24 protein-coding genes are annotated in these 24,530 nt (G+C 34.7%); 16 read left to right on the forward strand and 8 right to left on the reverse strand.

The annotated features are described in order from the left end of the window. Nucleotides 1-169 precede the first annotated feature (169 nt). The gene (locus EG348_RS07320; RefSeq protein ID WP_123982052.1) at nucleotides 170-2,380 is read right to left on the reverse strand and encodes a S46 family peptidase; all 2,211 of its coding nucleotides are present in this window, start codon (nucleotides 2,378-2,380) and stop codon (nucleotides 170-172) included. Between the two features lie 86 nt (nucleotides 2,381-2,466). Between EG348_RS07320 and EG348_RS07325 the strand changes: the two genes are divergently transcribed. After that, entirely contained in the window at nucleotides 2,467-2,901 is a 435-nt protein-coding gene (locus EG348_RS07325) for an META domain-containing protein (RefSeq protein ID WP_123982054.1), read from the forward strand. Between the two features lie 211 nt (nucleotides 2,902-3,112). Here the strand turns inward: EG348_RS07325 and EG348_RS07330 are convergent, their stop codons facing one another. The 4 genes from EG348_RS07330 to EG348_RS07345 form a co-directional block, all read right to left on the reverse strand. After that, nucleotides 3,113-3,529 (reverse strand): hypothetical protein, encoded by a 417-nt coding sequence (locus EG348_RS07330; protein WP_123982056.1) that lies wholly within the window; start codon nucleotides 3,527-3,529, stop codon nucleotides 3,113-3,115. A gap of 6 nt (nucleotides 3,530-3,535) precedes the next feature. After that, nucleotides 3,536-6,082 carry a beta strand repeat-containing protein gene (locus tag EG348_RS07335; RefSeq protein ID WP_123982058.1) on the reverse strand — a complete coding sequence of 849 codons (2,547 nt, stop codon included), beginning with the start codon at nucleotides 6,080-6,082 and terminating at the stop codon, nucleotides 3,536-3,538. Between the two features lie 5 nt (nucleotides 6,083-6,087). Then, a complete protein-coding gene (locus EG348_RS07340) occupies nucleotides 6,088-6,567 on the reverse strand; it encodes a T9SS type A sorting domain-containing protein (RefSeq protein WP_123982060.1) in 480 nt (159 codons plus the stop codon). A gap of 190 nt (nucleotides 6,568-6,757) precedes the next feature. After that, nucleotides 6,758-7,471: a LytR/AlgR family response regulator transcription factor gene (locus tag EG348_RS07345; RefSeq protein ID WP_123982062.1), complete on the reverse strand. Its 714-nt coding sequence runs from the start codon at nucleotides 7,469-7,471 to the stop codon at nucleotides 6,758-6,760. A gap of 205 nt (nucleotides 7,472-7,676) precedes the next feature. Here EG348_RS07345 and hflX point away from each other — a divergent pair, with 205 nt between their 5' ends. The 9 genes from hflX (at nucleotide 7,677) to EG348_RS07390 (ending at nucleotide 17,123) form a co-directional block, all read left to right on the forward strand. Further along, the gene (hflX, locus tag EG348_RS07350; RefSeq protein ID WP_072410390.1) at nucleotides 7,677-8,903 is read left to right on the forward strand and encodes a GTPase HflX; all 1,227 of its coding nucleotides are present in this window, start codon (nucleotides 7,677-7,679) and stop codon (nucleotides 8,901-8,903) included. After that, the gene (locus tag EG348_RS07355; protein ID WP_123982064.1) at nucleotides 8,903-9,532 is read left to right on the forward strand and encodes a DUF4919 domain-containing protein; all 630 of its coding nucleotides are present in this window, start codon (nucleotides 8,903-8,905) and stop codon (nucleotides 9,530-9,532) included. Before hflX ends, EG348_RS07355 begins: the two co-directional genes overlap by 1 nt. Nucleotides 9,533-9,547: 15 nt before the next feature. Then, on the forward strand, nucleotides 9,548-10,828 hold the full coding sequence (locus EG348_RS07360; protein WP_123982066.1) for a cation:proton antiporter: 1,281 nt from the start codon (nucleotides 9,548-9,550) through the stop codon (nucleotides 10,826-10,828). Nucleotides 10,829-10,842: 14 nt separating this feature from the next. Then, nucleotides 10,843-11,562, forward strand: a complete 720-nt coding sequence (locus EG348_RS07365) for a DNA alkylation repair protein (protein WP_123982069.1) — start codon at nucleotides 10,843-10,845, stop codon at nucleotides 11,560-11,562. A gap of 57 nt (nucleotides 11,563-11,619) precedes the next feature. Next, entirely contained in the window at nucleotides 11,620-12,285 is a 666-nt protein-coding gene (locus EG348_RS07370) for a hypothetical protein (protein WP_123982071.1), read from the forward strand. A gap of 15 nt (nucleotides 12,286-12,300) precedes the next feature. Beyond that, a complete protein-coding gene (locus EG348_RS07375) occupies nucleotides 12,301-14,370 on the forward strand; it encodes a hypothetical protein (protein WP_123982073.1) in 2,070 nt (689 codons plus the stop codon). A gap of 3 nt (nucleotides 14,371-14,373) precedes the next feature. Next, nucleotides 14,374-15,609, forward strand: a complete 1,236-nt coding sequence (locus tag EG348_RS07380) for a hypothetical protein (protein ID WP_123982075.1) — start codon at nucleotides 14,374-14,376, stop codon at nucleotides 15,607-15,609. Between the two features lie 39 nt (nucleotides 15,610-15,648). Then, complete coding sequence (locus EG348_RS07385) at nucleotides 15,649-15,987, forward strand: DUF6122 family protein (RefSeq protein ID WP_123982077.1); 339 nt, start codon at nucleotides 15,649-15,651, stop codon at nucleotides 15,985-15,987. A gap of 65 nt (nucleotides 15,988-16,052) precedes the next feature. Next, nucleotides 16,053-17,123 carry a calcium:proton antiporter gene (locus EG348_RS07390; protein ID WP_123982079.1) on the forward strand — a complete coding sequence of 357 codons (1,071 nt, stop codon included), beginning with the start codon at nucleotides 16,053-16,055 and terminating at the stop codon, nucleotides 17,121-17,123. Between the two features lie 78 nt (nucleotides 17,124-17,201). Here the strand turns inward: EG348_RS07390 and EG348_RS07395 are convergent, their stop codons facing one another. Further along, nucleotides 17,202-17,615: a hypothetical protein gene (locus tag EG348_RS07395; protein WP_123982081.1), complete on the reverse strand. Its 414-nt coding sequence runs from the start codon at nucleotides 17,613-17,615 to the stop codon at nucleotides 17,202-17,204. Nucleotides 17,616-18,007: 392 nt separating this feature from the next. Then, nucleotides 18,008-18,388, reverse strand: coding sequence for a group III truncated hemoglobin (locus tag EG348_RS07400; protein WP_123982083.1), 381 nt, complete (start codon nucleotides 18,386-18,388; stop codon nucleotides 18,008-18,010). 245 nt (nucleotides 18,389-18,633) lie between these two features. Between EG348_RS07400 and EG348_RS07405 the strand changes: the two genes are divergently transcribed. The 6 genes from EG348_RS07405 (at nucleotide 18,634) to EG348_RS07430 (ending at nucleotide 23,019) form a co-directional block, all read left to right on the forward strand. Next, the gene (locus EG348_RS07405; RefSeq protein WP_123982085.1) at nucleotides 18,634-19,605 is read left to right on the forward strand and encodes an ion channel; all 972 of its coding nucleotides are present in this window, start codon (nucleotides 18,634-18,636) and stop codon (nucleotides 19,603-19,605) included. Then, nucleotides 19,606-20,094: a YkgJ family cysteine cluster protein gene (locus EG348_RS07410; protein ID WP_123982087.1), complete on the forward strand. Its 489-nt coding sequence runs from the start codon at nucleotides 19,606-19,608 to the stop codon at nucleotides 20,092-20,094. 119 nt (nucleotides 20,095-20,213) lie between these two features. Beyond that, the gene (locus EG348_RS07415; protein ID WP_123982089.1) at nucleotides 20,214-20,546 is read left to right on the forward strand and encodes a hypothetical protein; all 333 of its coding nucleotides are present in this window, start codon (nucleotides 20,214-20,216) and stop codon (nucleotides 20,544-20,546) included. A 109-nt stretch (nucleotides 20,547-20,655) separates the two neighbouring features. Continuing rightward, complete coding sequence (locus EG348_RS07420) at nucleotides 20,656-21,396, forward strand: LytTR family DNA-binding domain-containing protein (protein WP_123982091.1); 741 nt, start codon at nucleotides 20,656-20,658, stop codon at nucleotides 21,394-21,396. A gap of 103 nt (nucleotides 21,397-21,499) precedes the next feature. Further along, entirely contained in the window at nucleotides 21,500-22,753 is a 1,254-nt protein-coding gene (locus EG348_RS07425) for a hypothetical protein (protein ID WP_123982093.1), read from the forward strand. Then, nucleotides 22,750-23,019 (forward strand): amidohydrolase family protein, encoded by a 270-nt coding sequence (locus EG348_RS07430; protein WP_123982095.1) that lies wholly within the window; start codon nucleotides 22,750-22,752, stop codon nucleotides 23,017-23,019. Before EG348_RS07425 ends, EG348_RS07430 begins: the two co-directional genes overlap by 4 nt. Nucleotides 23,020-23,168: 149 nt before the next feature. Here EG348_RS07430 and gdhA read toward each other — a convergent pair whose 3' ends face one another. Continuing rightward, nucleotides 23,169-24,527: an NADP-specific glutamate dehydrogenase gene (gene gdhA, locus EG348_RS07435; protein WP_072410391.1), complete on the reverse strand. Its 1,359-nt coding sequence runs from the start codon at nucleotides 24,525-24,527 to the stop codon at nucleotides 23,169-23,171. Nucleotides 24,528-24,530: the final 3 nt, after the last annotated feature.

The following is a 24,530-nucleotide window of genomic DNA, read 5'->3' on the forward strand; positions in this document are numbered from 1 at the left end:
TAGTTATAATTATATTCTTACAACTATAGACGACAGCTTTTTTAAAACCTGACAAAAAAAATATATTATTTTCTTTTTTGCTCGCTTAATTGGTTCAATTTTAAATGTTTAACAATAAAAGAACCGCGAAATAAAATTTCGCGGTTTTCAAAAATATATTCAATGAAGATTATTTTTTCTTTTTACCTGTAGCTTTTGTGTGCTCAGGCTTTGCAGCTTTAGTTTTTGTGTCAGCAGGAGTATTTTCATCTCTTACTAATTTTAGCTCGTCGATCAATCTTCTTGCGCCAGCGTACTTATCGATTGTCCAAAGAACGAAACGAACGTCAACGTTGATTGTTTTTTGCCATTCTTGTTCGAAAACGATGTCACCGCTTAAAGCTTCACTATTTCCGTCGAATGCGATACCGATAAGGTTTCCGTCTCCATCAATTACAGGAGAACCAGAGTTACCACCTGTAATATCGTTGTTTGACAAGAAGTTTACAGGCATATAACCTTTAGCATCAGCATATTGACCGAAGTCGCTCATGTTGTAAAGATCAATAACTCTTTGTGGAAGATCAAATTCTTCATCACCTTTCTTGTATTTACCTACAAGACCAGCCATATCTGTATAATAGTTATCAGTAACACCGAAATAGTTTCTGTCTGTTCTGATTGGTAATTTATCTACAGTTCCGTAAGTTAATCTCATTGTAGAGTTAGCATCCGGATAGAATTTTTTCTCAGGCATAGCTTTCATTAAACCAGCTAAGAAAAGACGGTTGTTTTTAGCAAAATTGTCATCGATTTTAGAGAATCTCTCTCCAGATAATCTTTGGTCTGTAGCTACACCGTTAGCGATCTTAAGAAGCGGATCTGCATCTAATTTTAAAGCATCCGGGTGCAAAACAAAGTTTGTAGCAGAAGTTTTGTTAGCGAAGATAGATGAATAAGCAACGTTTGACAGGTTCTTAGCATCTAATCCCATAATTGTAGGAGAAGCAACATCTTTATCTACTTTTGTCTGATAAAGGTTAACCATTGAGTTCAACATTTCACCTTCTAAGTTGGTGTTGATGTTTTCGTAAGCAGCTTTTACAGCAGCATCTACTTTTGGCTTCATAGCCAATCTTCCCTGCATATCTTGTGCAGCATAAGCTTTAAGTACAGCACCTAACTGGTAAGCAAGGCTGATGTATTTTGAGTTTCTTGAAAGCTGAGACATATAATTTCTCTCAACATTTCTTTTAGAAACTTGTTTGTAATAAGTAGCGATATCATCTAAGACAGTTTCGTTCTCTGCAACGTTTGCAGGTTGTACAGCCCATGTTTTGAATGCTTCTTCTACTTTTTGCTTGTCTGTAATTGTTCCGTTTTTGATAACGGCATCAATTGTTCCTTGTCTGTTTTTCCAGTAGTTGGCTACAGAAGCGTACTGAGAAGCATAGTTTAATTGAGTTCCTTTATCTTTATCCATGTACTTCTTCATAACGTCCATCGCTAATTTAGAAGCCTCAACCCAAGCCGGATAATCTTTATTAACCATTTGCTGAATTCCGTAAGAAGTCAAATAACGGTTTGTTCTTCCCGGGTAACCTAGGATCATTGAGAAATCACCTGGCTTAACTCCTTTAAGAGAAACAGGTAAGAAATGTTTAGGCTTTAAAGGAACGTTTGTTGGAGCAAATTCCGCAGGATTTCCTGCAGCGTCAGCATAGACTCTGAAAACTGTAAAGTCTGCAGTATGTCTTGGCCATTCCCAGTTATCTGTGTCACCTCCGAATTTCCCTAAAGATGATGGCGGTGCACCTACTAATCTGATATCTTTATAATCTTGGTAAACGAAATAATAAAATTCGTTTCCGTTGAAGAAGTCTCTTACGACTACTGTATATTTCCCGTTTTCAGAGTTTTCAGTCTGGATCGCTTTAGTTTCAGCATCAATCACAGCTTTTCTCTCTTCTCCGGTCATTTTATTGTTTAATTTAGAATTGATTCTCTGCGTAGCATCATCCATTCTAACTAAAAATCTTACATAAAGATCTTTTGCATTAAACTCATCTTTCTGCTTCATTGCCCAGAAACCATTCTTCAAATAGTCTTTCTCCGGAGTAGAAGCTGCTGCAACAGCACCGTAACCACAGTGGTGGTTTGTGAAAATAAGTCCTTTGTCAGAAACGATCTCACCAGTACAGAAACCACCGAAACTTACGATAGCATCCTTCATGCTTGAGTTGTTTACTGAATAAATCTCTTCAGGGGTTAAATGCAAACCTTCTTTTTGCATGTCAACACCATTTAATCTTTTGATGAGCATTAACAGCCACATCCCCTCATCCGCTCTCATCTGAGCGAAGCCCAACAAGAAAGTGAATAGTAGAAATAGTCTTTTCATTTTATATAATAATTTTTGTGTCGCTAATTTACTAATTTTTATGGGATTCTGCTTCTGAATGGTATGAAAATGGGATTCTGGAATGTATGAAAAAAATATTGCTCTCAGTTTTCACTGTTTTGTTTTTAGGTTTAGTTCTAAATTGCTCTACAGTACAGATTAAAGATCCGCACATTCAAAGAGAGTGGATGTTGGTTTCTTTTGGTAATTTCACTAAAAATGAATTAGTTGAAAATAAAGCGGGTATTAATTTAACTGCCAACAAGGAAAAAGGTAAAATCCGTGGAAGTGCTTTTATGGGATGTAATAATATGTTCTTTGGTTCTGAGTTTAAGAACAATGGAAAAGTGAAGATTTCAGAAATTGGAAGTACTATGAAAGCATGTCAAAATATGGACTTGGAAACCAAATTTTCAAAAAGTTTTCAAAACATGACGAAATATTCTGTTGAAGGGCATTTTCTTACATTGTCGGATGGTCAAGGAAATTCAATGAAATTTGTTGCTGCGGATTGGGATTAGTAAAAAGATTTGATAAAAAAGGCTCACTCTTCAACGCTAAGTTTTTCATTCCAGAGAAATCCAAATGAATTTTATAGAGATGCTTCCAGCATGACAAAGTGTATTTTCTACCTGTAAATATTTAAATAATTCAATTTTAAAAATATAAAATATAAAAAGTCCACCTTGTTAGATGGACTTTCTTTTTGGTTGAAAAATCTAGTGTTTGTTATTAGTTTTTAGGAATTGTTTTTTTTATCTCTTCCAAGGTTGCCGTGTTTGGTAATCCTTGTACATTTTGATTTGTGTTCCTAGAATTATTTGCTTTACGTGCCTGTCTATTGGGAACTGTTGCTAAAATTTCTTCTAAACTTGCTGTATTGGGCAGTAATTTTCCTGTGTTGTTACTTGATGGTTGTGTTTTTGCCTCTTGTTTTTTTACTTCAAGACCTTGTTCGGATGCTAAAGTTACAGTTTGGGTCTGCTTTTTCTGAGCATTTTCCTGGTTGCTTTTCAGCATTTGGGCATCACGCTCTTTAAGTTCTTTTACGACTTGAGCCTGATCCTGCAGTTCGGAAGTTTTTTTACTTTCCTGAGCGTAAATATTTACACTCAATGCTAATAATGCGATGATATATAATGATTTCATGATCGTTTATTTAATGTTTACAAGTACTTTTATTTTTCCGATTCCGTCTTGGTCATAATCTTGAAGTGCTTTTCCAATTACTTGTCCGATTTTTACTTTTTTAATATTGGCTTTCATGGCAACTCCTGATTTTGATGAGGTTACTAAAAGATCGCCTCTTTTTATAGCTCCGCCTTGCAGACAAACTTTTGTCGGAATAACTCCAATGACACCCATCGGAACTTTTCCGATTAATTCAGAATCAATGTTTTCTTCTGTTAAAAGAACCCCGGGCTTAGTGGCGTAAACTCCGGCAACAAGATTAGAATATGGTTTTGAAGATTTTTCTACGGTTCTGTCGGTATCAGTTGAGATCACCAAAATATCACCAGGTTCGTATTCTGAAGTGTTTCCTTCAACGTCAAAGGCTTCGGCTAAATCGGCACCACTGTTTTGAGTTCCTCCGTTGAAGAATCCTTTTCCTGTTTTATCGATACGGGCAACGTTCGTTGAGGCGCTTTGATAAGTCGCAATGCTACCTGATGGGCCTTGATGATTAATAAGTAAAGTAGATCCTGTACCGGTTGTGGTTATATTCACAACTGGCTGGCCGTTGGCATTATTAAAGTTTCTGAAATATCCGGCTCTACCAGTCCCGAAATTAGGAACCCAGCCATAAATAGCAGAACCCGTTCCGTCTACTGTAGCTTCAACACCATCTCCGTTTCCTCCTGCATTTGCTGTAATTCCGTTTCCTGCACCTTCTGCTAGCGCAATTAAAGCGGGTCCGTTTCCTGCCGGATTTCTTTGATAGAATAATCCTGCAAAACCGCCTGTTCCTGTTGATTCTCCATAAACACCCGCAGTTCCGAAATTAGCAAACTGAGAACTTACTTTTCCGTGTACAGCAGCTGAAGTTCCTAAGATGTTATCTACAAAGAAATCTCCCGCTATACCATTTCCGACGGTTTTAACGGTAACTACAGCATTGTTGTTATCTGTGTTAAAATTTTGAAATTCGGCAGCACGTCCTGTACCGAAAGTAGGAGTCCAGCCATAGATGGCACGTCCTGCTCCGTCTACATTGGCTTCTATTGCGTCACCGTCTTTTCCGGCATTGGCGACGATAGCATCACCATTCCCATCTGTGATGGCTACTAATGCACGTCCGTTGCCGTTTACATTTGAAGCAAAGAAAAGACCTCCGAATCCTCCAGTTCCTGAAGAGACACCGAAAAGTCCTGCTGCTCCAAAGTTTCCGAAAATAGTTTTGGTTTCACCTCTTACGGCTGCACTTACGCTGTTTGTATTATTTGAAAGGAAAGATGAAACGTTTCCTAAAGTATTATCCGGAATATTTCCTGTACTGTTTGATTCTACTTCGAAAGTGTTTCTGTCATTCGAAGCATTTAAGTTTTCGAATCTTCCTGCTCGTCCTTTTCCACTGTTTTGTCCAACCTGTCCTAAAACACCCACAGATGTTCCTGTTGTATTTGTCGCCACAAAACCTCTTACGCCATAACCTCCACCATCATTTCTTCCTACTACGGCTCCAGCAATATCGCTGGTGTTTCTACCGACAACAGCCTCGCCGCCTCCGTTATTATCTCCTATAATACCAGCTGAAGATTGAGCAGTGGTGATTCCCTGTACGGCAAATCCACTTCCAGTAGAACTTAATAGACCTGCGCCGCTTCCTGATGAAGAGACATTAATAACGGTTCCGTTTCCTAAAGTTGAGGCGTTAAGAACGTTATTGGCATTGGCATTATTTGCTATTGAAATATTTGCAGCAATACCATTTGTACTTGTAGCATTAAGACCTGTTCCTGTATTACTGTTGGCATATACTCCATATCCGGCTCCTGATGAATTTCCGTAAACTCCTAAGCCGCTAGGGGTAACACCATAAACTCCCCATCCGCTTCCTGCCTGGCTTCCCCAAACACCGACACCTAGTCCTCCTGTACCATTATTGATACCCCGAACACCTGAAGAAAATCCTCCGGGGGCAGTATTGCTAACGATTCCGCGAACGGCAGCAATGCTTGAAGTTGTTGTGTTATTGATACCTTCCACTGAAGTTCCGTCTCCATCATTAATTAATGTGAAAAGTGTTCCAGCATTATTTACAGTATTGGTATAAGGAATTGCAAAACTTCCGCCACCTCCGCCTGCTGTTTTTGCATACATTGCGTAAGGAACACTTAATAATTGACTTGTTCCTGCGATGGTATAGTTAGTTCCACCTGCTGGATCTGTTTCTGTTTTTAAATAATAATTTCCTGTAGACCAGTTGATGGTGTTGAATGTTCCTGTAAGAATGGTTCCTGTTCCTATTTCAAGGGTTACAAGGCCGTTTACGTTGGTATTTCCGGTAAGTCTTTCAGAATATACCGCTGCTCCGGCTGGAGAACCCTGTAATACACTTACTCGGACAGCCACAGCCTGATTAGATAAAATTTGACCTGAACCATTTCGCATAATGGCCTGATAACTCATTTTTTCGGGTACCTGTGCATAAGCTAAAAAGGAGCCCAGCATAATCCCGAACGTTAATAATATTTTTTTCATGGTAGTTATTTTTTAATGATTTTGAATGTTTTGATGTTTTCTCCGTTTTGGTTGATCCTGATGATATACATGGCGGATGGTAACGAAGAAAAATTGAACTCGGATTTTGATTGAGTAATTTTATCCTTTTTAATTAATTTCCCTTGAGCGTCGAATAATGAATACTCGGCTCCTTTGTAACTGTTTATGGTGAAATCTAAAAACAGATAGTCTTTAAATGGGTTTGGATAAATTAAGATGTCTTTTTCAGCTGATGACGTTTCACTGGTAGCGAGGGTGGTGATTTCGTAGGCCTGTTGTACGCCTTCCAAAATTTGATTGGTACCTTTCACAAGGTAAGTGGTTTGCCCCACACTGTAAGAAACGGATCCTGTGCCTCCTGTAGCATTTGCTCCCGTTGCCAAGACTACTGATTGTGCTTTCAGCAGGCTGACGGATAAGGTGAGCAGAATGAGAAAGAAACAGTAAATAGATGTTCTTTTCATGTAAAATAGTTTTGTGGTTATTAATTGGTTTTGTCCTAAAATTTGTGAAAATTTTGGAAGACTAAATTACCACATATCACGGCCGTATATTTGGAAAATAGACAAACGACCGAAATAATCGACGAATGACGATTAGTGAAATATTGTTTACAATTTATTTATAAACCAATAGGTTAGGATGGTTTTGTTTTTAAGATCTTGGTTCAAAAAAAGAAAGATTGTCTTTGTAAGTTCTTCCGATGGGAAGTTTGATTTGATGAACCAGCTCAACCTCATGCGTATTTTTACTTCTGATCAAATGGCGCGGCACAGCATAGCTTCGATGAATTCTTACAAAAGAGTCGAAAGAGTTTTTATGGAGAAGATTTCCTATGGAATCTAGAATACAGTGTTTTTTTTCGGAAGTGATGATCCTTGTGTAGTCTTTTAAAGCTTCAAGATACAGAATGTCAGTTATTTTAACTTGGAAAACATTTCCGTTTTCTTTTATTTTAATGCTGTTTTCGCCCAGTAAAGTATCAAAACAGTCGCTTTTCTCTTTCATTTCAAAATAATCGAAAAGCTTTTGCATGGAATGATGAAAACGTTCTGTTTTTAAAGGTTTTGAAATAAAATCAAAGGTATTGATCTCAAAAGTTTCAATAGCAAATTCCGGATAAGAACTTACAAAAATGCAGATAGGGATTTTATGAGCTAGTTTCCTGAATTCCAATCCATTCATGCCGGGGAGCTTGGCTTCGATGAATAAAAGATCGATAGGAAGATCGAGATACGGAATCGCTTTTTCGGCTGAATCAAAAGACGCAACAATTTCTATGTTCTCATATTGTTTAATATGATGATGCAGAACCAGCATGTCCAGTTGATCATCGTCTATGATCATACATTTAATATTGGTAATCATGATTCTCCGATGTTAGTTTTTATATAACTGATTAAATTTTAATTATTAAACTCAAACAATTACTTCATAAAGTTATTAAATTTCTATAAATCAACAGCATTGTAAACTTAAATTAACATTAAGATCTTATGAAATATAAAAAATGATTTTGTTTTTTCTTCTGAAAATGGTAACTTGTAAATCTCATAAACATAGACAGAATTTAATGCTAGACAAGAAAGAACATAATTACGAAAAAGCTATTTTGGTGGGTGTTATTACTCAAAACCAAGATGAAGATAAGCTTACGGAATATATGGATGAATTGGAGTTTTTGGCTTTTACAGCCGGAGCTACCGTACAAAAAAGGTTTACTCAAAAATTAACTCAGCCTGATTCCAAGACCTTCATCGGAAGCGGGAAAGCTCAGGAAATAAAAGAATATGTAAAGGAAAACGAGATCGGAACCATCATTTTTGATGATGAATTATCACCATCTCAGCTTAAAAATCTTGAAAAAGAAATTGAAGTAAAAATCCTAGACAGAACCAATCTTATCCTTGATATTTTTGCCCAAAGAGCTCAGACTTCTTATGCAAGAACTCAGGTTGAATTGGCGCAATATCAATATCTTTTACCTCGACTGACAAGAATGTGGACTCACTTGGAGCGTCAGAAAGGGGGAATCGGGATGAGAGGTCCCGGGGAAACTGAGATTGAAACAGACCGTCGTATCATCCGCGACAGAATTTCCTTATTGAAGGATAAACTGAAAACAATCGATAAGCAAATGGCTACCCAGCGTAACAATCGTGGGAAGGTCGTTCGTGCAGCTTTGGTAGGGTACACCAATGTTGGAAAATCTACATTGATGAATGCTTTGTCGAAATCTGATGTTTTCGCTGAAAATAAATTATTTGCAACACTGGACACTACGGTAAGAAAAGTAGTGATCGGAAATTTACCGTTCTTATTGACGGATACGGTAGGATTTATCAGAAAATTACCTACTCAGCTTGTTGAATCTTTCAAATCGACTCTTGATGAGGTTCGTGAAGCAGATTTGTTGATTCATGTTGTAGACATTTCTCACGAAAGTTTTGAAGATCATATCGAATCTGTAAACCATACGTTAATGGAAATCAATGCCCATCAAAAACCGATGATCATGGTTTTCAATAAAATTGATGATTTCAGTTATGATAAAAAGGATGATGATGATTTAACACCATCTACAAAAAGAAATGTTTCGCTAGAAGAATGGCAGAAAACATGGATGGGAAAATCTAAGCATCCAACTGTTTTCATCTCAGCTTTAACGAAAGAAAACTTCCCGGAAATGAAAAAGATGATCTACGATGAGGTGATGAAAATTCATATCGCGAGATTTCCTTACAATGATTTCCTTTTCGAATATTTCGAAAATGATGAGGAAGAAGAAACCAACGAGTAATGAAATATCACTTTTTCCTTTTACTTCTTTTTGTGTCGGTTTTTGGTTTTAGTCAAAAATCAAAGATCGATTTCAAAAGTATTGAGAAAAACCTTACGAATGCTCAGTCTCCGTATAATTACGAAAAACTGATCTTTAAATATAAGGGATATCCCAAATCTTTAGACAGTATAGAAGCGCAATATCTGTACTATGGAAGAAATTTCAAAAAAGATAAAATTTCTACTTCAGATGACGATTTTAAGAAGCTTGCAGAAGCTTTCAAGGATAAAAATTTTGAAGAATGCATCAAATTAGGCAAGGTTCTTTACGATAAAGATCCTACCAATTTGGATGTTCTTCTTATTTTGCTGCGTGCGTATGATTCTCAGAAGGATGGTAGTAATTTCTCGCATCATTTGGGACAGTTCCGTCTGCTAGCAGACGCTATGAAGGCTTCCGGAGACGGGAAGTCCGAGAAAACGGCATATGCTGTAAACTCTGTCGGGGATGAGTATATTCTTCTGAATATGTTAAATATAGGACAGGATTACACAAGAGGTTCTAAAGCTTTAAAAGACGGAATGATGGATATTTGGGAAAAAGAAGACAATAAAATTTATATCAAAGTACTTTATATGGACTTTTAATTTAAAAACAACTTAGTGGAGTTATATTATTCATTTTCAGCTTTAATCGTTTTAGCATCAATATTCGCATATCTTAATTACAGGTTTTTGAAACTTCCGAGCACAATCGGGATTATGGTGATTGCCATAGTGGTTTCTATTATTTTGGTTTCTTTCGGAGAAACTTTTTTACCAAGAACGTTCTGGCACCTTCATGATTTAATGAGTGGAATAGACTTTACAGAAGTTCTGATGGGTGCCATGCTTAATTTTCTTCTCTTTGCAGGAGGAATCCATATTAATATAGATGATCTCAAGGAACAATTCCGGCCTGTGGTGATCTTTTCAACGGCGGGAGTGGTTATTTCTACTTTTGTTGTCGGGTTTGGGATGTTTTATCTTTTGCCTTTTTTAGGAATTAATCTACCTTTTATATACTGTCTTCTCTTTGGGGCTTTAATTTCACCAACTGATCCTGTTGCAGTTTTAAGTATTTTAAAACAGGCTAATGTTTCAAAATCATTGGAAACTAAAGTTGCCGGAGAATCTCTTTTTAACGACGGGATGGCAGTTGTGATATTTTCAGTAGTGTTGCAGTTGGCGATCGGAAAAGAAGTTGATTTAGGACTTGAAAGTATAGGTTTATTATTATTAAAAGAAGCCGGCGGAGGTTTGTTATTAGGTATCGTGTTAGGTTGGGTAACTTCAAGATTAATGCGTGAAGTGGATGACTATATTATCTCCGTTTTGGTAACGCTTTCTGTCGTAATGGGCGGTTATCTTATTGCAAGACAAATGCATATTTCAGGACCTTTGACGATGGTTGCAGCAGGTTTATTCATGGGTAATTTTAATGTTAGATTTAAAATGAAATCCATCACTCAGGATTATCTGATCAAATTTTGGGAGTTGATTGATGAGATCCTGAATGCCGTGTTATTCTTATTTATAGGTTTTGAATTACTAATGATCAAGGACCTTAAGCATTTTATTGTTCCGGGATTAGTTGCTATCGTAATTGTTTTATTAGCGAGAGTAATTTCGATTTGGGGACCTACCAAATTAATGAAAACAACTTTTAGCCCGCAAACGGTAAAGGTATTGGTTTGGGGAGGAATTCGAGGTGGTGTTTCCATTGCGTTGGCGATGTCTATCCCAAAAAGTGAATACAGTGAAATTATTTTAAGTATCACTTACTGTGTAGTTGTGTTTTCAATTATTGTTCAGGGACTTACCATTGCAAAAGTTGCCAATCCTAATAAAATTGCAAAAGAAGAACAGGAGCTGGGAAATATTACTTCAGATGAAAGTCGTTAATTATTTAAATATCAATGATTAATATAGTTAAAGAAATAAAAGAAGCATTAGCCGTTCTGTCAATCCCAGAAAAAGCAGCATTTTTTCCGAAATTCTTCAAAACGGGAAAAGGAGAATATGGGGAAGGTGATTTGTTTTTAGGCGTAAAAGTTCCTGATCAGAGAAGCGTTGCCAAAGAATATTATGCTAAAATTTCCTTAGATGAACTCAGCGAATTGCTTTCTTCGGAATATCACGAACATAGATTAACTGCATTATTTATTTTAATTTCTAAGTTTGAAAAAACAAAAGACCCAAAAGTAAAAGAAGAAATCGTTGAATTTTATCTGAATCATTTGCAATACGTTAATAATTGGGATCTGGTAGATTCAAGCTGTTATAAGATCTTAGGTCGGTATACTTTTGAAAATCAGCGAGAAGACTTACTAAAAAAGCTTTCTGATTCTGACGAAATGTGGCACAAAAGAATTGCCGTTGTCGGAACAATGCATTATGTGAAAAAAGGTGATTTTAATTTAACTAAAGAATTTGTAACCAATAACTTAAAGCATCCTCATGATCTCATGCACAAAGCAAACGGATGGCTGTTAAGAGAAATGGGACAGAAAAACGAAACAGAGCTGATTAATTATTTAAATAAACACTATAAAGAAATGCCGAGAACCTGCTTGCGATATTCAATTGAAAAACTGGATGAAGAAGTGCGACAGGATTATCTTAAAGGCAGAATATAAAAAATAAAACTACTTAATACAGGAGAATTAAGTAGTTTTGCGTTTTAAACCTAAGTCATGAAAACTTTTCTAAAGCAGTTTATATTGCTGCTTCCTTTATTATTGCTAACGAGCTGTTTTGATATCATTGATAAAGTCAATGTAAAAGCTGATGGAACAGGAGAGTACACTGTTATTCTGAATGCCAGTAAAAGCAAAACCAGACTTGCTTCCATTTCTAAAATGGAAAAGGTAAACGGTAAAAAAGTCCCAAAAAAACCTGAAATTGAAAGTAAAATCAATGAAGCAGCAAGAATTTTTAAAGCGACTCCAGGAATCAGCAATGTGAAAACAAGTGTTGATTTTGATAATTATATCATTAAATTAAGCTGTAGTTTTAAAAAAATTGAAAATATCAATGCCGGACTGGAGCAATTAAAGGCTAAAAATATTCTTGGAAAAATGATTCCTACCCAAATTTACAGTCAGAGTATTGGAAAATCATTTACAAGAAACAAGATCAATACCTTCAAAGCGAATTACGATAAGATGAGTAAGGCGGATAAAGAGGTCTTTAATAATGCCAAATATACTTCCATTTTACAATTCGAAAACACGATAAAATCGCAAACGAACTCTTCTTATTTGCTTTCGCCCAATAAAAAAGCGGTGAAGCTTGAAGCCAATGTTTTAGATTTTATTCTTCAAAAGAAACAAATACAAAATAATATCCTTTTCCAATAATTTCAAATTTAAACCATGAAATCTATCTTTAAAAAAACACTACAAATTACGCTCTTTGTCTTCGGTTTTGTGCTTGTTTTTGCACAACAAAAGATGAAAATACCCAATGATGCCGCATTTTACATGGAAATCAACGGAAAACAGCTTAATAAAAAAATAAACTGGGACAAATTCAATCCTTTTTTAAAGGAAATAACCGAAAAAAAGAACAAAAAAGACAAAGGCAATAAAGGAAATCCGTCTTGGAACGATTTTTCCAAAACAGGGATTAAATACGATGCAACGCAATATCATTACGGAACTTTCAATGATTCTGTACAATCATATACCGCTCATTTTATTTTAGATAATAAAGAAAAGTTTCAGGAATTTATTAATTCTACCAAGAAAAAAGGACAGGAAATTTCCAAGAAAAACAAATATTCTTATGTTGACATCGACGATGATATTTTCGTTGCATGGAATGGTGAACGTGCTGTTTTAAGCGTGATCAACTACAACAAGCCTTACAAAGATGATTGGGCAGATGAAGTTTCCATAGACAGTGCAATGGCTGTGGTTGACAGTACTGCAGCCGTTGTAGACAGCGCGTATGCTGAAGAACCCGAAAAACCTTTTGATTATAAGGAAGAAATTAAATATTTGAAGGAAGATATTCAGTCTTTAAAAGAAAATATAAAGGAAAATAACTCCGAAATTGCGAAAATTCAGAAAGACATCAAGTATCTTGAAAAGCATCATGAATATCCAAAAGAAAAGAAAGTCGCAACGGATACTCAATATTCTGAAAATGAAGCTGAAGCAGTGGCTCCTCCCGAGAAAGATGAGGATATGGAGGGTGAAGATTATGCAATAGATTCGGACTATCAAAAGGAAATGGATTCTATACGAATAGAAAAGTTCAAAGTGGTAAAAAAGCTTGCAGAAGATTCATTTGATAAATATTTTAATTCAAATTTAGACCTTGATGTTCCGTCGCAAATGGTGGCTTTCAGAGATACAAATGCTGATGTTTTCGTGTATACAGATTACGGAAGAATCGTTAATGAAGGGATCTACGGAAGAACGATGAAGCGTTTAGAGTTTACTCAGTTTCTTCAGAAAGCTTACAATTCAAACTCTTCTTATAACTTATATTTTGACAAAGACAAAGTAAAATTGGTTAACAATTATCAGCACAAGGATGCCAATGTGCAGAAAAGTATTGCTGATGTTTACAAAGGCAAGAAAAACAAAAAATTAACGGAGCTGATTAATGATAAAAGCATAGGATATTACTCAGTTAATATAAACGGATCTAAAAGTTTTGATATGATTTACAGTCTGTTCAAGGATATTGGAGACGCAGAATATCAGAAAGAAATGGAGCTGATGATGGAAACCATGAAAATTGTTCTGGATGAAGAAGCCATTGCTAAAATAGCACCAGGAAACGGAATTTTTGTTTTAAATGAATTAAAATCTAAAAAAGTAGACTACACAGATTACGATTACGACGACGATTATAACGAAAAAGAAGTAAAGAAAACGAAAGATATTATGGTTCCTAACTTCGTTTTTGCCTTTGCAACAGAAAATGAAGGCTATTGGAATCGTATTTTTAATTTATTAATTACGAATAAAAAAACAGCGAAGAATTTTACGAAAAAAGGAGAATTCTATTCTTTTAAAGACGATAAAAACAGCGGATATCTTGATCAGTTCTTTTTTACCGTAAAAGACGGAATTGTATATGTTACGACCTCAACAGATAATATTATTCCGAAAGATCAGTCTGATATTTCTAAAAAATGGGCAAAAGAATCAGCTAAATATCCTTTGTCGGGAAGACTGAATATCCAGAAGCTTTTGGTAGGAATGGAAAAAGAATTCAAAAGTACTTCCGAGAAAAAAACGCTGGATCTTTTAAGAAAAAATATTGGCGAAGTTTATTATAAAACAGAAGTGAAAAGCGAAAACATACAAACGGAAATGGATTATAATATTAAAGATTTATCTGAAAACAGCTTAATGTATTTCTTTGATCTGTTTGATGATGTTTATAAAATCATGGAAGAGCCTGAAAAAACATTGAAAACATTATAATCAATGAATAAGAAGAAATTTATTGTCCCGTTAGTTCTTTTGCTCGGCATTGCTGTTTACTTTGTGTTTTATCATAAAGACAAAACTTTGAAATTTGTCCCGAAAGATGCAGATGCTATAGTTTTAATTGATGTTAAGAAACTGACGAGACAATATATTTCCAGCTTTATAACCCATCCTTCACAATGGTCTGGGAACAAAAATAAAAGTGGAAATAAAATTTCATTACAAGATTCGGGGATGAAAATTCCCGATTTTTTGCAAATTTTTCACATCAAAAATTCCAAATTCTCGGATTGGTATTCTGTGATTGAACTTAAAGATCAACAGAAATTCTTAGCTTATTTAAAACAGCAAAAATTTATCAACAAAGGGAAAAATACCTTTCAAAAAAACCTGATCTTCATTAAAATTGACGAAGGAAGATGCATTTTAGGAACTTCTAATTTGGCTTTTGTAAATATAGATCGACAACTTTCTCAATCTTCAGAAAAAGATAATTTTAATTCAGATAGCTTTATTCACAATGCTTTAGGAAGTATTTCCTTTATTTCCGGTGATAGAACCCGAAATTTTTCAATTGAATTAAATGAAGATGATATTGAAATTAAGAATGAATCAAGTTCGGAAGAATTTGCTTCAATTATTTCTAAACTAGAGCAAAAAATCTCTTTTCTAGAAATGGAATTGGATGCTCAAAACATAAAAAAATACGTTCAATTTTTCGATAAAAGTATCTCGGATTCTTCGCAAATTAATTATTTAAAAGCAACTGCTGAACTCGAGCAGGTGAATGATACGATTGTAAGCTACGGATATGATGATAATTTTAATGAAGTCGAAAAAAAGACCTATCAGAAAATCACTCAGCCGAATTATGTGATTGATCTTCAAAGTTTAAATTCTGAAAAAACTTGGAAATATTTTCAAGATAAAAAATGGATCAATGCTCAAAATCAATTTACGATTATTCCATTTCAGCCGAATTTTATTGAAAAAAATAAAGCCGGATTTAAAATAAAATCGACCAGAAAACCTCTGCAATCATCTTCAAATTTAAAAGAAAACTATATTTTTGTCAAAAATAGCAATTTGCTATTGTCGTCTTTCAGTACTTTAGGATCAACCGAAAAAAAAATAATTTCTAACTTAGACTATATTTTTTACGGAAATAAGGGAATGGAGTATTATATAAAACTAAAGGCAAAAAAAGGAGATCTACCTTTGATTTTAAGATAATAAATATAATTTTCTCTATGCTAAAATGATTAATTATTAATGAGTTCTTTTGAAATTTTTTTATTAAAAACATGCACGCATTATTTTCTGCATCTGATTTTTCCGGTGTTTATTGCGTTGATGTTTTTTCGTGAAAACTGGAAGAAGGCTTATTTTATTCTATTGGCTACCATGCTTGTTGATTTGGATCATTTACTTGCCAATCCCATTTTCGATCCGAACAGAGCAAGTGTAGGCTTCCACTTTTTACATTCTTATTATGCCATTTCGGTGTATTTTTTGATGCTATTTTTTAAAGGAAATATCAGAATTATTGGTGTCGGACTTTTGTTTCATATGCTGACAGATCTTCAGGACTTTTATCTCTGGCCTCATTAAAATAAGATTAATATTTTCTTTTGATATTTGAATTTCAATAGATTTTTTGTATTTTGTAGAAACTTATGAAATTAAAAGAATTTTTAAATTACACGTATATTTTTCCTGTTCTGGCGGTCATTTATTACTTTTCCGGATTAATGGGCGGCGGAGTTATTTATGATGTTATTGCCGGTCTTTTACTTACCGGGAGTGTTTTATCGGCAGTTCATCATGCTGAAGTTGTAGCACATAAAGTAGGGGAGCCTTTCGGAACAATTATTCTTGCGCTTTGTATAACGATTATTGAAGTTGCATTGATCATTTCGTTAATGGTTGCAGGCGGGGACGATGCGATGACGCTGGCCAGAGATACAGTTTTTGCTGCGGTAATGATTATTCTGAACGGTATTTTAGGAATCTGTATTTTAATAGGAGGAGTGAAGTATTACGAGCAATTTTTTGCAAGAACCTCCGCAACCACTTATTTGGTGAGTATTGTTTCTATTTTGATATTAACCTTGGTACTTCCCAATTTTACATCAAGCGTCAACGGACCTTTCTATAACAGGGCTCAGCTTATTTTTGTTTCTATTGCTTGTTTGGTCATTTACGGAGTCTTTCTGATGGTTCAGACCGTAAGACATCGAAACTATTTTATTATTACTGATGACGATCCTAGTTCACATTATATTCCGTCAAAAACGGCAACAGTTGTAAGTTTTGTTTTCTTGGTTATTTGTCTTGTTATTGTTGTTTTAATGGCAAAAGGACTTTCAGGAACGATTGAAGATATGGTACGAAGTGTGGGAGCTCCAAAATCATTGGTAGGAGTTATTATTGCGGCGGTGGTTTTACTTCCGGAAGGGGTTGCAGCGATCAGAGCGGCAAGAAGTAACCAGATACAGTCAAGTTTAAATTTGGCATTAGGTTCTGCTTTGGCAAGTATCGGATTAACGATTCCTGCGGTATCTGTTGTGTGTATTATGTACGATATTCCTTTCGTTTTAGGACTAGATAAAAAAGATATTATTTTACTTTCTTTATCAGTCTTTATTGTAATGCTGTCTTTAAGCCGAGGAAAAACAAATATTCTTTACGGAACGGTATTGCTGGTGAACTTAGCAGCGTATATTTTTACAGTAATTGTTCCTTAATTATTAAAATTTTACTTCAATGAAAAACTACAATCTTAGCTAAGATTGTAGTCCTTTTATATTAATAGGTACGCTAGATTAATCTTGCATTTCCCATAATTCTCCTTCTCCCTGATATCCATCTTGTAGCCACATTTTATCAAATGCGTGGCTAAGAGTTTTTCCTACTTCTTTACCATAGCAGTTGAAAGAAACTTTATTTGGGCTGTGAACTACCATTTCCCACTCTTCTCCTTCTCCCTGGATTCCGTTTTGTAGCCATAATTTATCGAATGCGTGGCTTAAATACAATCCACTTTCTTTACTGATGCACTTTAATGCAACTCTATTATTTGATAGTGTTTCAAGAATGAAAACTTCGCCTAATCCTTTAATGCCATTTTGAAGAAATACATCTCCATTTCCATGGCTTAAAAATTGTCCGATTTCTTTTCCTTGAGCTTGTAATAATACTACTGTAGCTGTTTCTACGTTTTCTTTAGTTAATTCCATGATTTCTAAGTTTTTTGAAAATTTCCTACTCTAATTGCTTTTCGGATACCGCAGTCAAAATTTTATTTTTGAGACGTCTGTAGTAATTTTGATAGGGTAAAGCTAGAGATTAAAAAAGTATCTCAAATCAGTAGAAATACTTAAAAATCAATTAGTTAAAAAAGTATCGAAATGGTGATATATTTTGTTTTTTCTTACTATTCATGCTATGTGGTAGCTCTTGAAATAAAGTTGAAACTGTTTTTGATGATCAAAAAACCGTCTTTAGATTTGTATCTTGAAAGATAAAGTAGTATGTAAATCAATTTGATTTACATCCAAAATTGAAAAAAAAGATCCTTTAATGAAACGATAATGTTGTGGTGAATGTGTTGTAAGTAATTTCTTAATTATTAAAGTTTTCTGGCCATTTCCATCTTGTAAGCCATTAATTTGGCGATGTTTTCTGATTTATAAATAGCCATATCAGCATTTTCACCAACGAAATTTTCTTCGATGGTCAGTTTCCATAATTCAAGCCATTTTTCGAAATGTTTTTTTTTCATCGCTTCCATTTCATTGATGGGGAAGTGTACGGCCATTGGATTTCCTTTATAAGTCATTTGCCCGAAAAGAATGGTTTCCCAAAACGAATACATCTTTGGTAAATGCTTGTCCCAATCTACTTTGGCAACGTCATTAAAGAAAAAGCTAATGGTTTCATCTTTAACCACTTTAGCGTAAAATGAATTCACAAGATGCTCAATATCTTCTCTTGATTCCAGTTTTTTCATACGTCAAATTTAGTTTAAAATCAATTTAAAAATTCAATCACAAGATTGATAAATTTCATGAAAACAATATTTTATCTTTGCATGTTGGTTTGATTTTAATTGAAATTAAAAATGATCGATTAGATCTTTATGACATTGCTAATACGATCTGCTTTGACACTCGCTTCGCTCGCGACATTTGTCTTTGTGAGGAGTGGAATATTATAAAATCAAACTAAAGAAAAAAACAAAAATGATTTAAAGAAATGGCAAGAGGTTTCATGAAAAAAATTCGGCAGAAAAACACCGAGAGTAGTGGTTTTGGAGATAATGTTTCCGGAAGATTTATTAATAAAGACGGTCTTCCAAACGTTAAGAGAAGAGGCGTGAATGTTTTCAATAGACTCAGCTGGTATCATACCATGCTGAATTTATCTACATTCCGATTTCTCACATATCTTGTTGTGGCATATATTCTGATTAATCTCGTTTTTGCGATGATCTACTATTTGATTGGAGTACAGCATCTTACCGGGATTGATAAAAGTGACCCGTTAAACGAATTTATTGATGTATTTTTCTTTAGTTCACAGACTTTTACGACTGTTGGTTACGGAAGAATAGCGCCAGTTGGTTTTGCAGCGAGTTTAGTGGCTACTTTTGAAGCTTTTTTAGGATTGCTTACCTTTGCCATTGCAACGGGTTTATTTTACGGAAGATTTTCGAGACCGAGAGCCTATTTGAAATTTTCTGATATCACAGTGATTGCTCCTTTTCAGGATACAACGGCTTTGATGTTCAGATTGGCTCCATATAAAAATAATGCATTAACGGATGCCGAAGTTATTTTGTCAACAGCGATTGAAGTGATTGAAGACGGTGTTCCGAAGAATAAATTTTACAGATTAGATACTCAACTGGGGAAAATTAATACATTGGCGCTCAACTGGACGGTTGTTCATAAAATAGACGAAAATTCGCCGTTTTATGGCTTCTCTGAAGATGATTTTAAAAACACGAATATTGAAATTATCGTTCATGTACGGGCTTTCGATGAAGTCTTTTCAAATACGGTGGTTCAGAGGTCGTCTTATGTATCTAGAGAAATCTTGTACGGAGCAAAATTTACTACGATGTATTATCCAAATAAAGAAGATCAGACAACCATTTTGGATTTGGATAAGATCAATGATTATCAAAAAGCAGAACTTCCCGTTTTGGCGGAAGAACAATTATAAATGAATTTAGAACTTTACAAGAAACAGGCTTTACAGAAACAAAAGGAGCATAAAAAATTTCTGGACGGATTAAAGAAAAAACCGCCCAAGAACCTCGATTATGTTGTTCAGGAAACACATGATGAAGTTTTTGAAAAGATAGACTGTCTGCAATGCGCCAACTGCTGCAAAACGACAGGGCCTTTATACACTGAAAAAGATATTGAGCGCATCTCAAAACATCTTCGCATGAAATCTGCGGATTTTGAAGCCAAATTCCTGCGCGTAGATGAGGATAATGATAAAGTTTTGCAAAATCTGCCATGTTTTTTCCTTAATAATGACAATACATGTTCAATTTATGATGTAAGGCCAAAAGCATGTAGAGAATATCCGCATACAGATCGTAAGAAAATTTACCAAATCAATAATTTGATGATAAAAAATACGGTGATTTGTCCTGCAGCGTTTGAATTTGTTGAAAGAATTATGAAAAATTTAGAGAAATAATTTATAATCCCAATTCGTCTTAAAGAGTTATAAAGTACGTTAAATAAAGGTTTTAGATATAATATTAATGGAAAGGAGGTCGTTTTAAAAGTATTAAACAACCATTTAAAATTTATATTATGAAAAAGTTAATCTTAACATCAGCATTTACATTAGTCGGAGTAATTGCGGTATCGGCTCAAACGGAAACTCAAAAGCCAGCAGAAACTAATAACCAAACTTCAACTCAAGCACAGACTCAAGGAACTTGGAATACAGCTACGGCTACACAGGGAGCAACAGCAACTACACCAAGTACAACCACTGCAACGACAACAATTGATGGTGCAGCAACAACGGCAACTACCGCTGATGCAACAGCGACAGTAACTGCTGATACAAGTATGGAAGCAACGAAGCCTGCAGATGCAACAAAAGAAGAGAAAAAGTCTAAAAGAAAAAAGTCAAAGTAGAAATAGTCTTTTATAATTCAATGAAAATCCTGGAATGTAATATTTCAGGATTTTTTTTGTAATTATGTGTAAATAATTAATCACTATATAATAGTCATTTTCTTATTACATGAAAAAACTAAACCCATCGATTAAGCATCATTTACTAATAGGGATTTTCCTAAGTATCTGGCTTTTTATTTTTGCCTTTTTTATAAGACCATTTGACGATGGAACAATAAGTTTTAAAGTATGGGTTCTTATCAGTATTGGTTTTAGTTTCATCGCATTTCTATGTTATGGTATGCTTGCTTTAATTCAAGAAAAGATTTACAATAAACTCTTAAAATGGAGCATTGGATTAGAGGTAGCCAGTCTTATTTTTTTTCAACTACTTTTTTTGGTATGTACTTTTTGTTTTTACAAAAGTCCTTTCTTACATGGAGGATATGATTTTTTTACATTTTTAAAGATGATAATTCTTAAATCGGCTTTGATCTCGACACCTATCATAGTTCTGGCAAGAATATATGCTGTTACATTAATTCCTGCAAAAGATGATAATATCATTATTAGAGGAGATAATAAGTTGGATATTTTAAAAATAAAAAAAGACGATTTGATTTGTGTCTCAAATTCGCAAAATTATGTCGAGATCTTCTTTATAGATGGTAGTGTGTTAAAAACAAAACTAATCCGGAGTACGCTTAAAAAAATCCAGAATGATTTTGATTTTTTAATCCAAATTCATCGTTCACATTTAATAAATCCATCCCATTTTAAGGCCTGGAAAAATCAAGATACGATTTCTCTTACTCAAATTGAACTTCCAGTTTCTAAAAATTATAGAGAGCATTTATTGGCTTTGTAATTTCCGTACCTAAAACGGTGTATTTCGTACCTAATCCCCATTTTTACATAGTTTTAGTGAGTTTTTGTATTTATTTTGTTTTTCAAATTAAACGAGATAATTTATGAAAAAACGATGGATCAGGAGAATTTTGTATTCAGTTATGGCATTATTAAGTATTCTTATCTGTACTTTTATTTGGGCTGATCATGAATTAAATAAAGTCATGGGAAAGTCTACTAAGAATATTGATATTTCTTCAATTATTAAACCTTCTAAAATACTGCAGATAAGAAATGTCAACGTTCTTTCAGAAGATTGCAGTCATTTCATCAAGAATCAAAATGTACTGATTAAAGATGGTGTGATTATTCAATTAAGTGAAAATCCGGTTATAAATAAAGATGCTGATATTATTGACGGGACAGACCAATATCTGATTCCGGGTCTTGTAGACAGCCACGTTCATTTAAAAGAAAGTAAAAATGACCTGTTTTTATATTTGGTAAACGGGGTTACTTATATTAGAGAAATGGCCGGACAGCCTGTTGTCTTAGAATGGAGAAAGGCGATACAAAAAAATGGTCTCGGCCCAAGAATGTTTATTGCATCCCCGCCAATATTTAGTGAGAGCGGATTGATGGGTTATTATTATGGTTGGACAAGAAAATCTATCAACTATTCAAATAAAGAGGATGCCCAAAAAGCGATAAAAAAAATAAGCGAACAAGGTTATGATGCCATTAAAATGTACGGTTTTGTGAATCTGGAAATGGTTAAGACAACCAATGAAATTGCTAAAGAAAATAATCTTCCGGTGATTGGTCATATACCATTGGTTAATTTAGAAACCTTTTATCATTCAGGTCAAAAAGAAGTGACTCATATTGAAGAGCTTACCATTAAAACTATTGATGAGTTTGGAAAGCCAATTTCTAAAAATCGGAAAGAGTATCTTGAGTTTTTAAAAGTACGTTCAGTTCAGATTGCCGAAAAATTAAAAGAAAATAATATAAGTGTTACTTCAACGGTTGGGTTGTGTGAAAGTTTTGTAGAACAAAGATTTAATTTAAAATCTAAACTTAAAGAAGTAGAATTAAAATACGTCAATCCCAAAATTATTGAAGGAACGCCGCTTTATAAAATGGGTTGGCTGCCAGGCAAAAGCGGATATGAATATGATGGAAAAGATGAAGCCAAAGCAAAAAGATCATCGTTAATTTTTTGGAAAACCTATGTAGAAGCAATACATATCATGACAAAGGCAGTAGCTGATCATAAAGTTCCCATTATGGTGGAACAGATGCTAATGTACCTGTTTCTGTTCCCGGGTTTTCTCTTCACAATGAATTGGAATCCTTGTCCAAATCCGGAATGACCAACTCGCAAGCTATTTATTCTGCAACGGTTGCGCCCGCAAATTGGATGAAAACTAAGACGGGAAAAATAAAAGCAGGATATTATTCAGATTTAGTGCTGCTTAGAAAGAATCCGTTAGAAGATATTAAAAATACGAAGACTATTGAATATGTATTTTTTAATAAATATGCCATAAACAAAAACCAAATTAAAACTATTTTGAAAGCTGTAGAAGATGCTAATAACGAAAACAGAAGCATTAAAATTGATGAATATTTACATTGAAAAAATAGAGTACTTTTTAACCAAATAAAAATAAAAAAGCGTTGAATAAATCAACGCTTTCTCCTTTCACTTTTTACTTTTTTCCCATTTATAACCCCGGGAACAGGCTGTATCAAAAAAGGTCGGGAAAATTTCCCAACCTTTATATTTTATACTACTCCTTGAGCTAACATTGCTTCTGCAACTTTCACGAATCCGGCGATATTGGCACCTTTTACGTAGTTTACATAGCCGTCTTCCTCTTTTCCGTAGTCTCTACAAGCTTTATGAATTCCGATCATAATTTCTTTCAATCTAGCATCAACTTCCTCAGAAGTCCAGTTTAGACGGATAGAGTTTTGAGTCATTTCTAATCCTGAAGTAGCTACACCACCAGCGTTAGACGCTTTACCAGGAGAGAATAATACTTTATTGTCTAGGAAATAGTTGATTGCATCTAGTGTTGAAGGCATGTTTGCAGCCTCAGTTACACAAAGACATCCGTTTTCAACCAATAACTTAGCATCTTCTAGGTCTAGTTCGTTTTGAGTTGCAGAAGGGATGGCAACATCACACTTCACTTCCCAAGGACGTTTTCCAGCAAAGAACTGCGCAGAAGGATATTTTTTAGCATAATCCTCAGCTCTGTTGTTTCCTGAATTTCTAAGCTCTAATAGATAATCGATTTTTTCTCCATCGATTCCGTCTTTGTCATAAATATATCCGTCTGGTCCGGAAATAGTTACTACTTTTCCTCCTAGTTCAGATATTTTTTTGATAACTCCCCAAGCTACGTTTCCGAAACCTGAAACACTTACCGTTTTATCTTTGAAAGTTTGACCGATCGTTTTAAGCATCTGCTCAGCGAAGTAAACAACGCCGTAACCTGTAGCTTCAGGACGGATTAATGAACCTCCGTAAGCAAGACCTTTCCCTGTAAGAACTCCCGTAAACTCGTTTCTGATTTTTTTGTACTGTCCGAATAAATATCCGATCTCTCTTGCTCCAACTCCGATATCTCCTGCAGGAACGTCCGTTTCAGGACCGATATGTTTACATAATTCTGTCATGAAAGCCTGGCAAAAACGCATAACTTCCATATCAGATTTTCCTTGTGGATCGAAGTCTGAACCTCCTTTACCACCTCCCATCGGAAGAGTAGTTAATGAGTTTTTGAATACCTGTTCGAAAGCTAAGAATTTAAGAACTGACAAGTTTACAGTAGGGTGGAAACGGATTCCTCCTTTGTAAGGCCCAATCGCAGAGTTCATCTGAATTCTGAAACCTCTGTTTACCTGGATTTCTCCTTTATCGTCAACCCATGGAACTCTGAAAATAATGATTCTTTCAGCTTCCGCCATTCTTTCTAGAAGTTTCATTCCCGTATATTCCTTTTTGGTCATGATAAACGGAATTACAGTCACAGCAACTTCTTTTACAGCTTGTAAAAATTCTGGCTCGTTAGGGTTTTTTGCCTCAATTTTTGCAATAAACTCCTGAATTTTCTGGTCAATATTATATTGTTCCATATA

Origin of the sequence: Chryseobacterium sp. G0201 (assembly GCF_003815655.1) — a bacterium.
GTDB lineage: Bacteria > Bacteroidota > Bacteroidia > Flavobacteriales > Weeksellaceae > Chryseobacterium.

Coding starts and splice junctions, on each gene's coding strand:
- EG348_RS07320 (WP_123982052.1), bottom strand. CDS start 2,380: ATGAAAAGACTATTTCTACTATTCACTTTCTTGTTGGGCTTCGCTCAG.
- EG348_RS07325 (WP_123982054.1), top strand. CDS start 2,467: ATGAAAAAAATATTGCTCTCAGTTTTCACTGTTTTGTTTTTAGGTTTA.
- EG348_RS07330 (WP_123982056.1), bottom strand. CDS start 3,529: ATGAAATCATTATATATCATCGCATTATTAGCATTGAGTGTAAATATT.
- EG348_RS07335 (WP_123982058.1), bottom strand. CDS start 6,082: ATGAAAAAAATATTATTAACGTTCGGGATTATGCTGGGCTCCTTTTTA.
- EG348_RS07340 (WP_123982060.1), bottom strand. CDS start 6,567: ATGAAAAGAACATCTATTTACTGTTTCTTTCTCATTCTGCTCACCTTA.
- EG348_RS07345 (WP_123982062.1), bottom strand. CDS start 7,471: ATGATTACCAATATTAAATGTATGATCATAGACGATGATCAACTGGAC.
- hflX (WP_072410390.1), top strand. CDS start 7,677: ATGCTAGACAAGAAAGAACATAATTACGAAAAAGCTATTTTGGTGGGT.
- EG348_RS07355 (WP_123982064.1), top strand. CDS start 8,903: ATGAAATATCACTTTTTCCTTTTACTTCTTTTTGTGTCGGTTTTTGGT.
- EG348_RS07365 (WP_123982069.1), top strand. CDS start 10,843: ATGATTAATATAGTTAAAGAAATAAAAGAAGCATTAGCCGTTCTGTCA.
- EG348_RS07370 (WP_123982071.1), top strand. CDS start 11,620: ATGAAAACTTTTCTAAAGCAGTTTATATTGCTGCTTCCTTTATTATTG.
- EG348_RS07375 (WP_123982073.1), top strand. CDS start 12,301: ATGAAATCTATCTTTAAAAAAACACTACAAATTACGCTCTTTGTCTTC.
- EG348_RS07380 (WP_123982075.1), top strand. CDS start 14,374: ATGAATAAGAAGAAATTTATTGTCCCGTTAGTTCTTTTGCTCGGCATT.
- EG348_RS07385 (WP_123982077.1), top strand. CDS start 15,649: ATGAGTTCTTTTGAAATTTTTTTATTAAAAACATGCACGCATTATTTT.
- EG348_RS07390 (WP_123982079.1), top strand. CDS start 16,053: ATGAAATTAAAAGAATTTTTAAATTACACGTATATTTTTCCTGTTCTG.
- EG348_RS07395 (WP_123982081.1), bottom strand. CDS start 17,615: ATGGAATTAACTAAAGAAAACGTAGAAACAGCTACAGTAGTATTATTA.
- EG348_RS07400 (WP_123982083.1), bottom strand. CDS start 18,388: ATGAAAAAACTGGAATCAAGAGAAGATATTGAGCATCTTGTGAATTCA.
- EG348_RS07405 (WP_123982085.1), top strand. CDS start 18,634: ATGGCAAGAGGTTTCATGAAAAAAATTCGGCAGAAAAACACCGAGAGT.
- EG348_RS07410 (WP_123982087.1), top strand. CDS start 19,606: ATGAATTTAGAACTTTACAAGAAACAGGCTTTACAGAAACAAAAGGAG.
- EG348_RS07415 (WP_123982089.1), top strand. CDS start 20,214: ATGAAAAAGTTAATCTTAACATCAGCATTTACATTAGTCGGAGTAATT.
- EG348_RS07420 (WP_123982091.1), top strand. CDS start 20,656: ATGAAAAAACTAAACCCATCGATTAAGCATCATTTACTAATAGGGATT.
- EG348_RS07425 (WP_123982093.1), top strand. CDS start 21,500: ATGAAAAAACGATGGATCAGGAGAATTTTGTATTCAGTTATGGCATTA.
- EG348_RS07430 (WP_123982095.1), top strand. CDS start 22,750: ATGACCAACTCGCAAGCTATTTATTCTGCAACGGTTGCGCCCGCAAAT.
- gdhA (WP_072410391.1), bottom strand. CDS start 24,527: ATGGAACAATATAATATTGACCAGAAAATTCAGGAGTTTATTGCAAAA.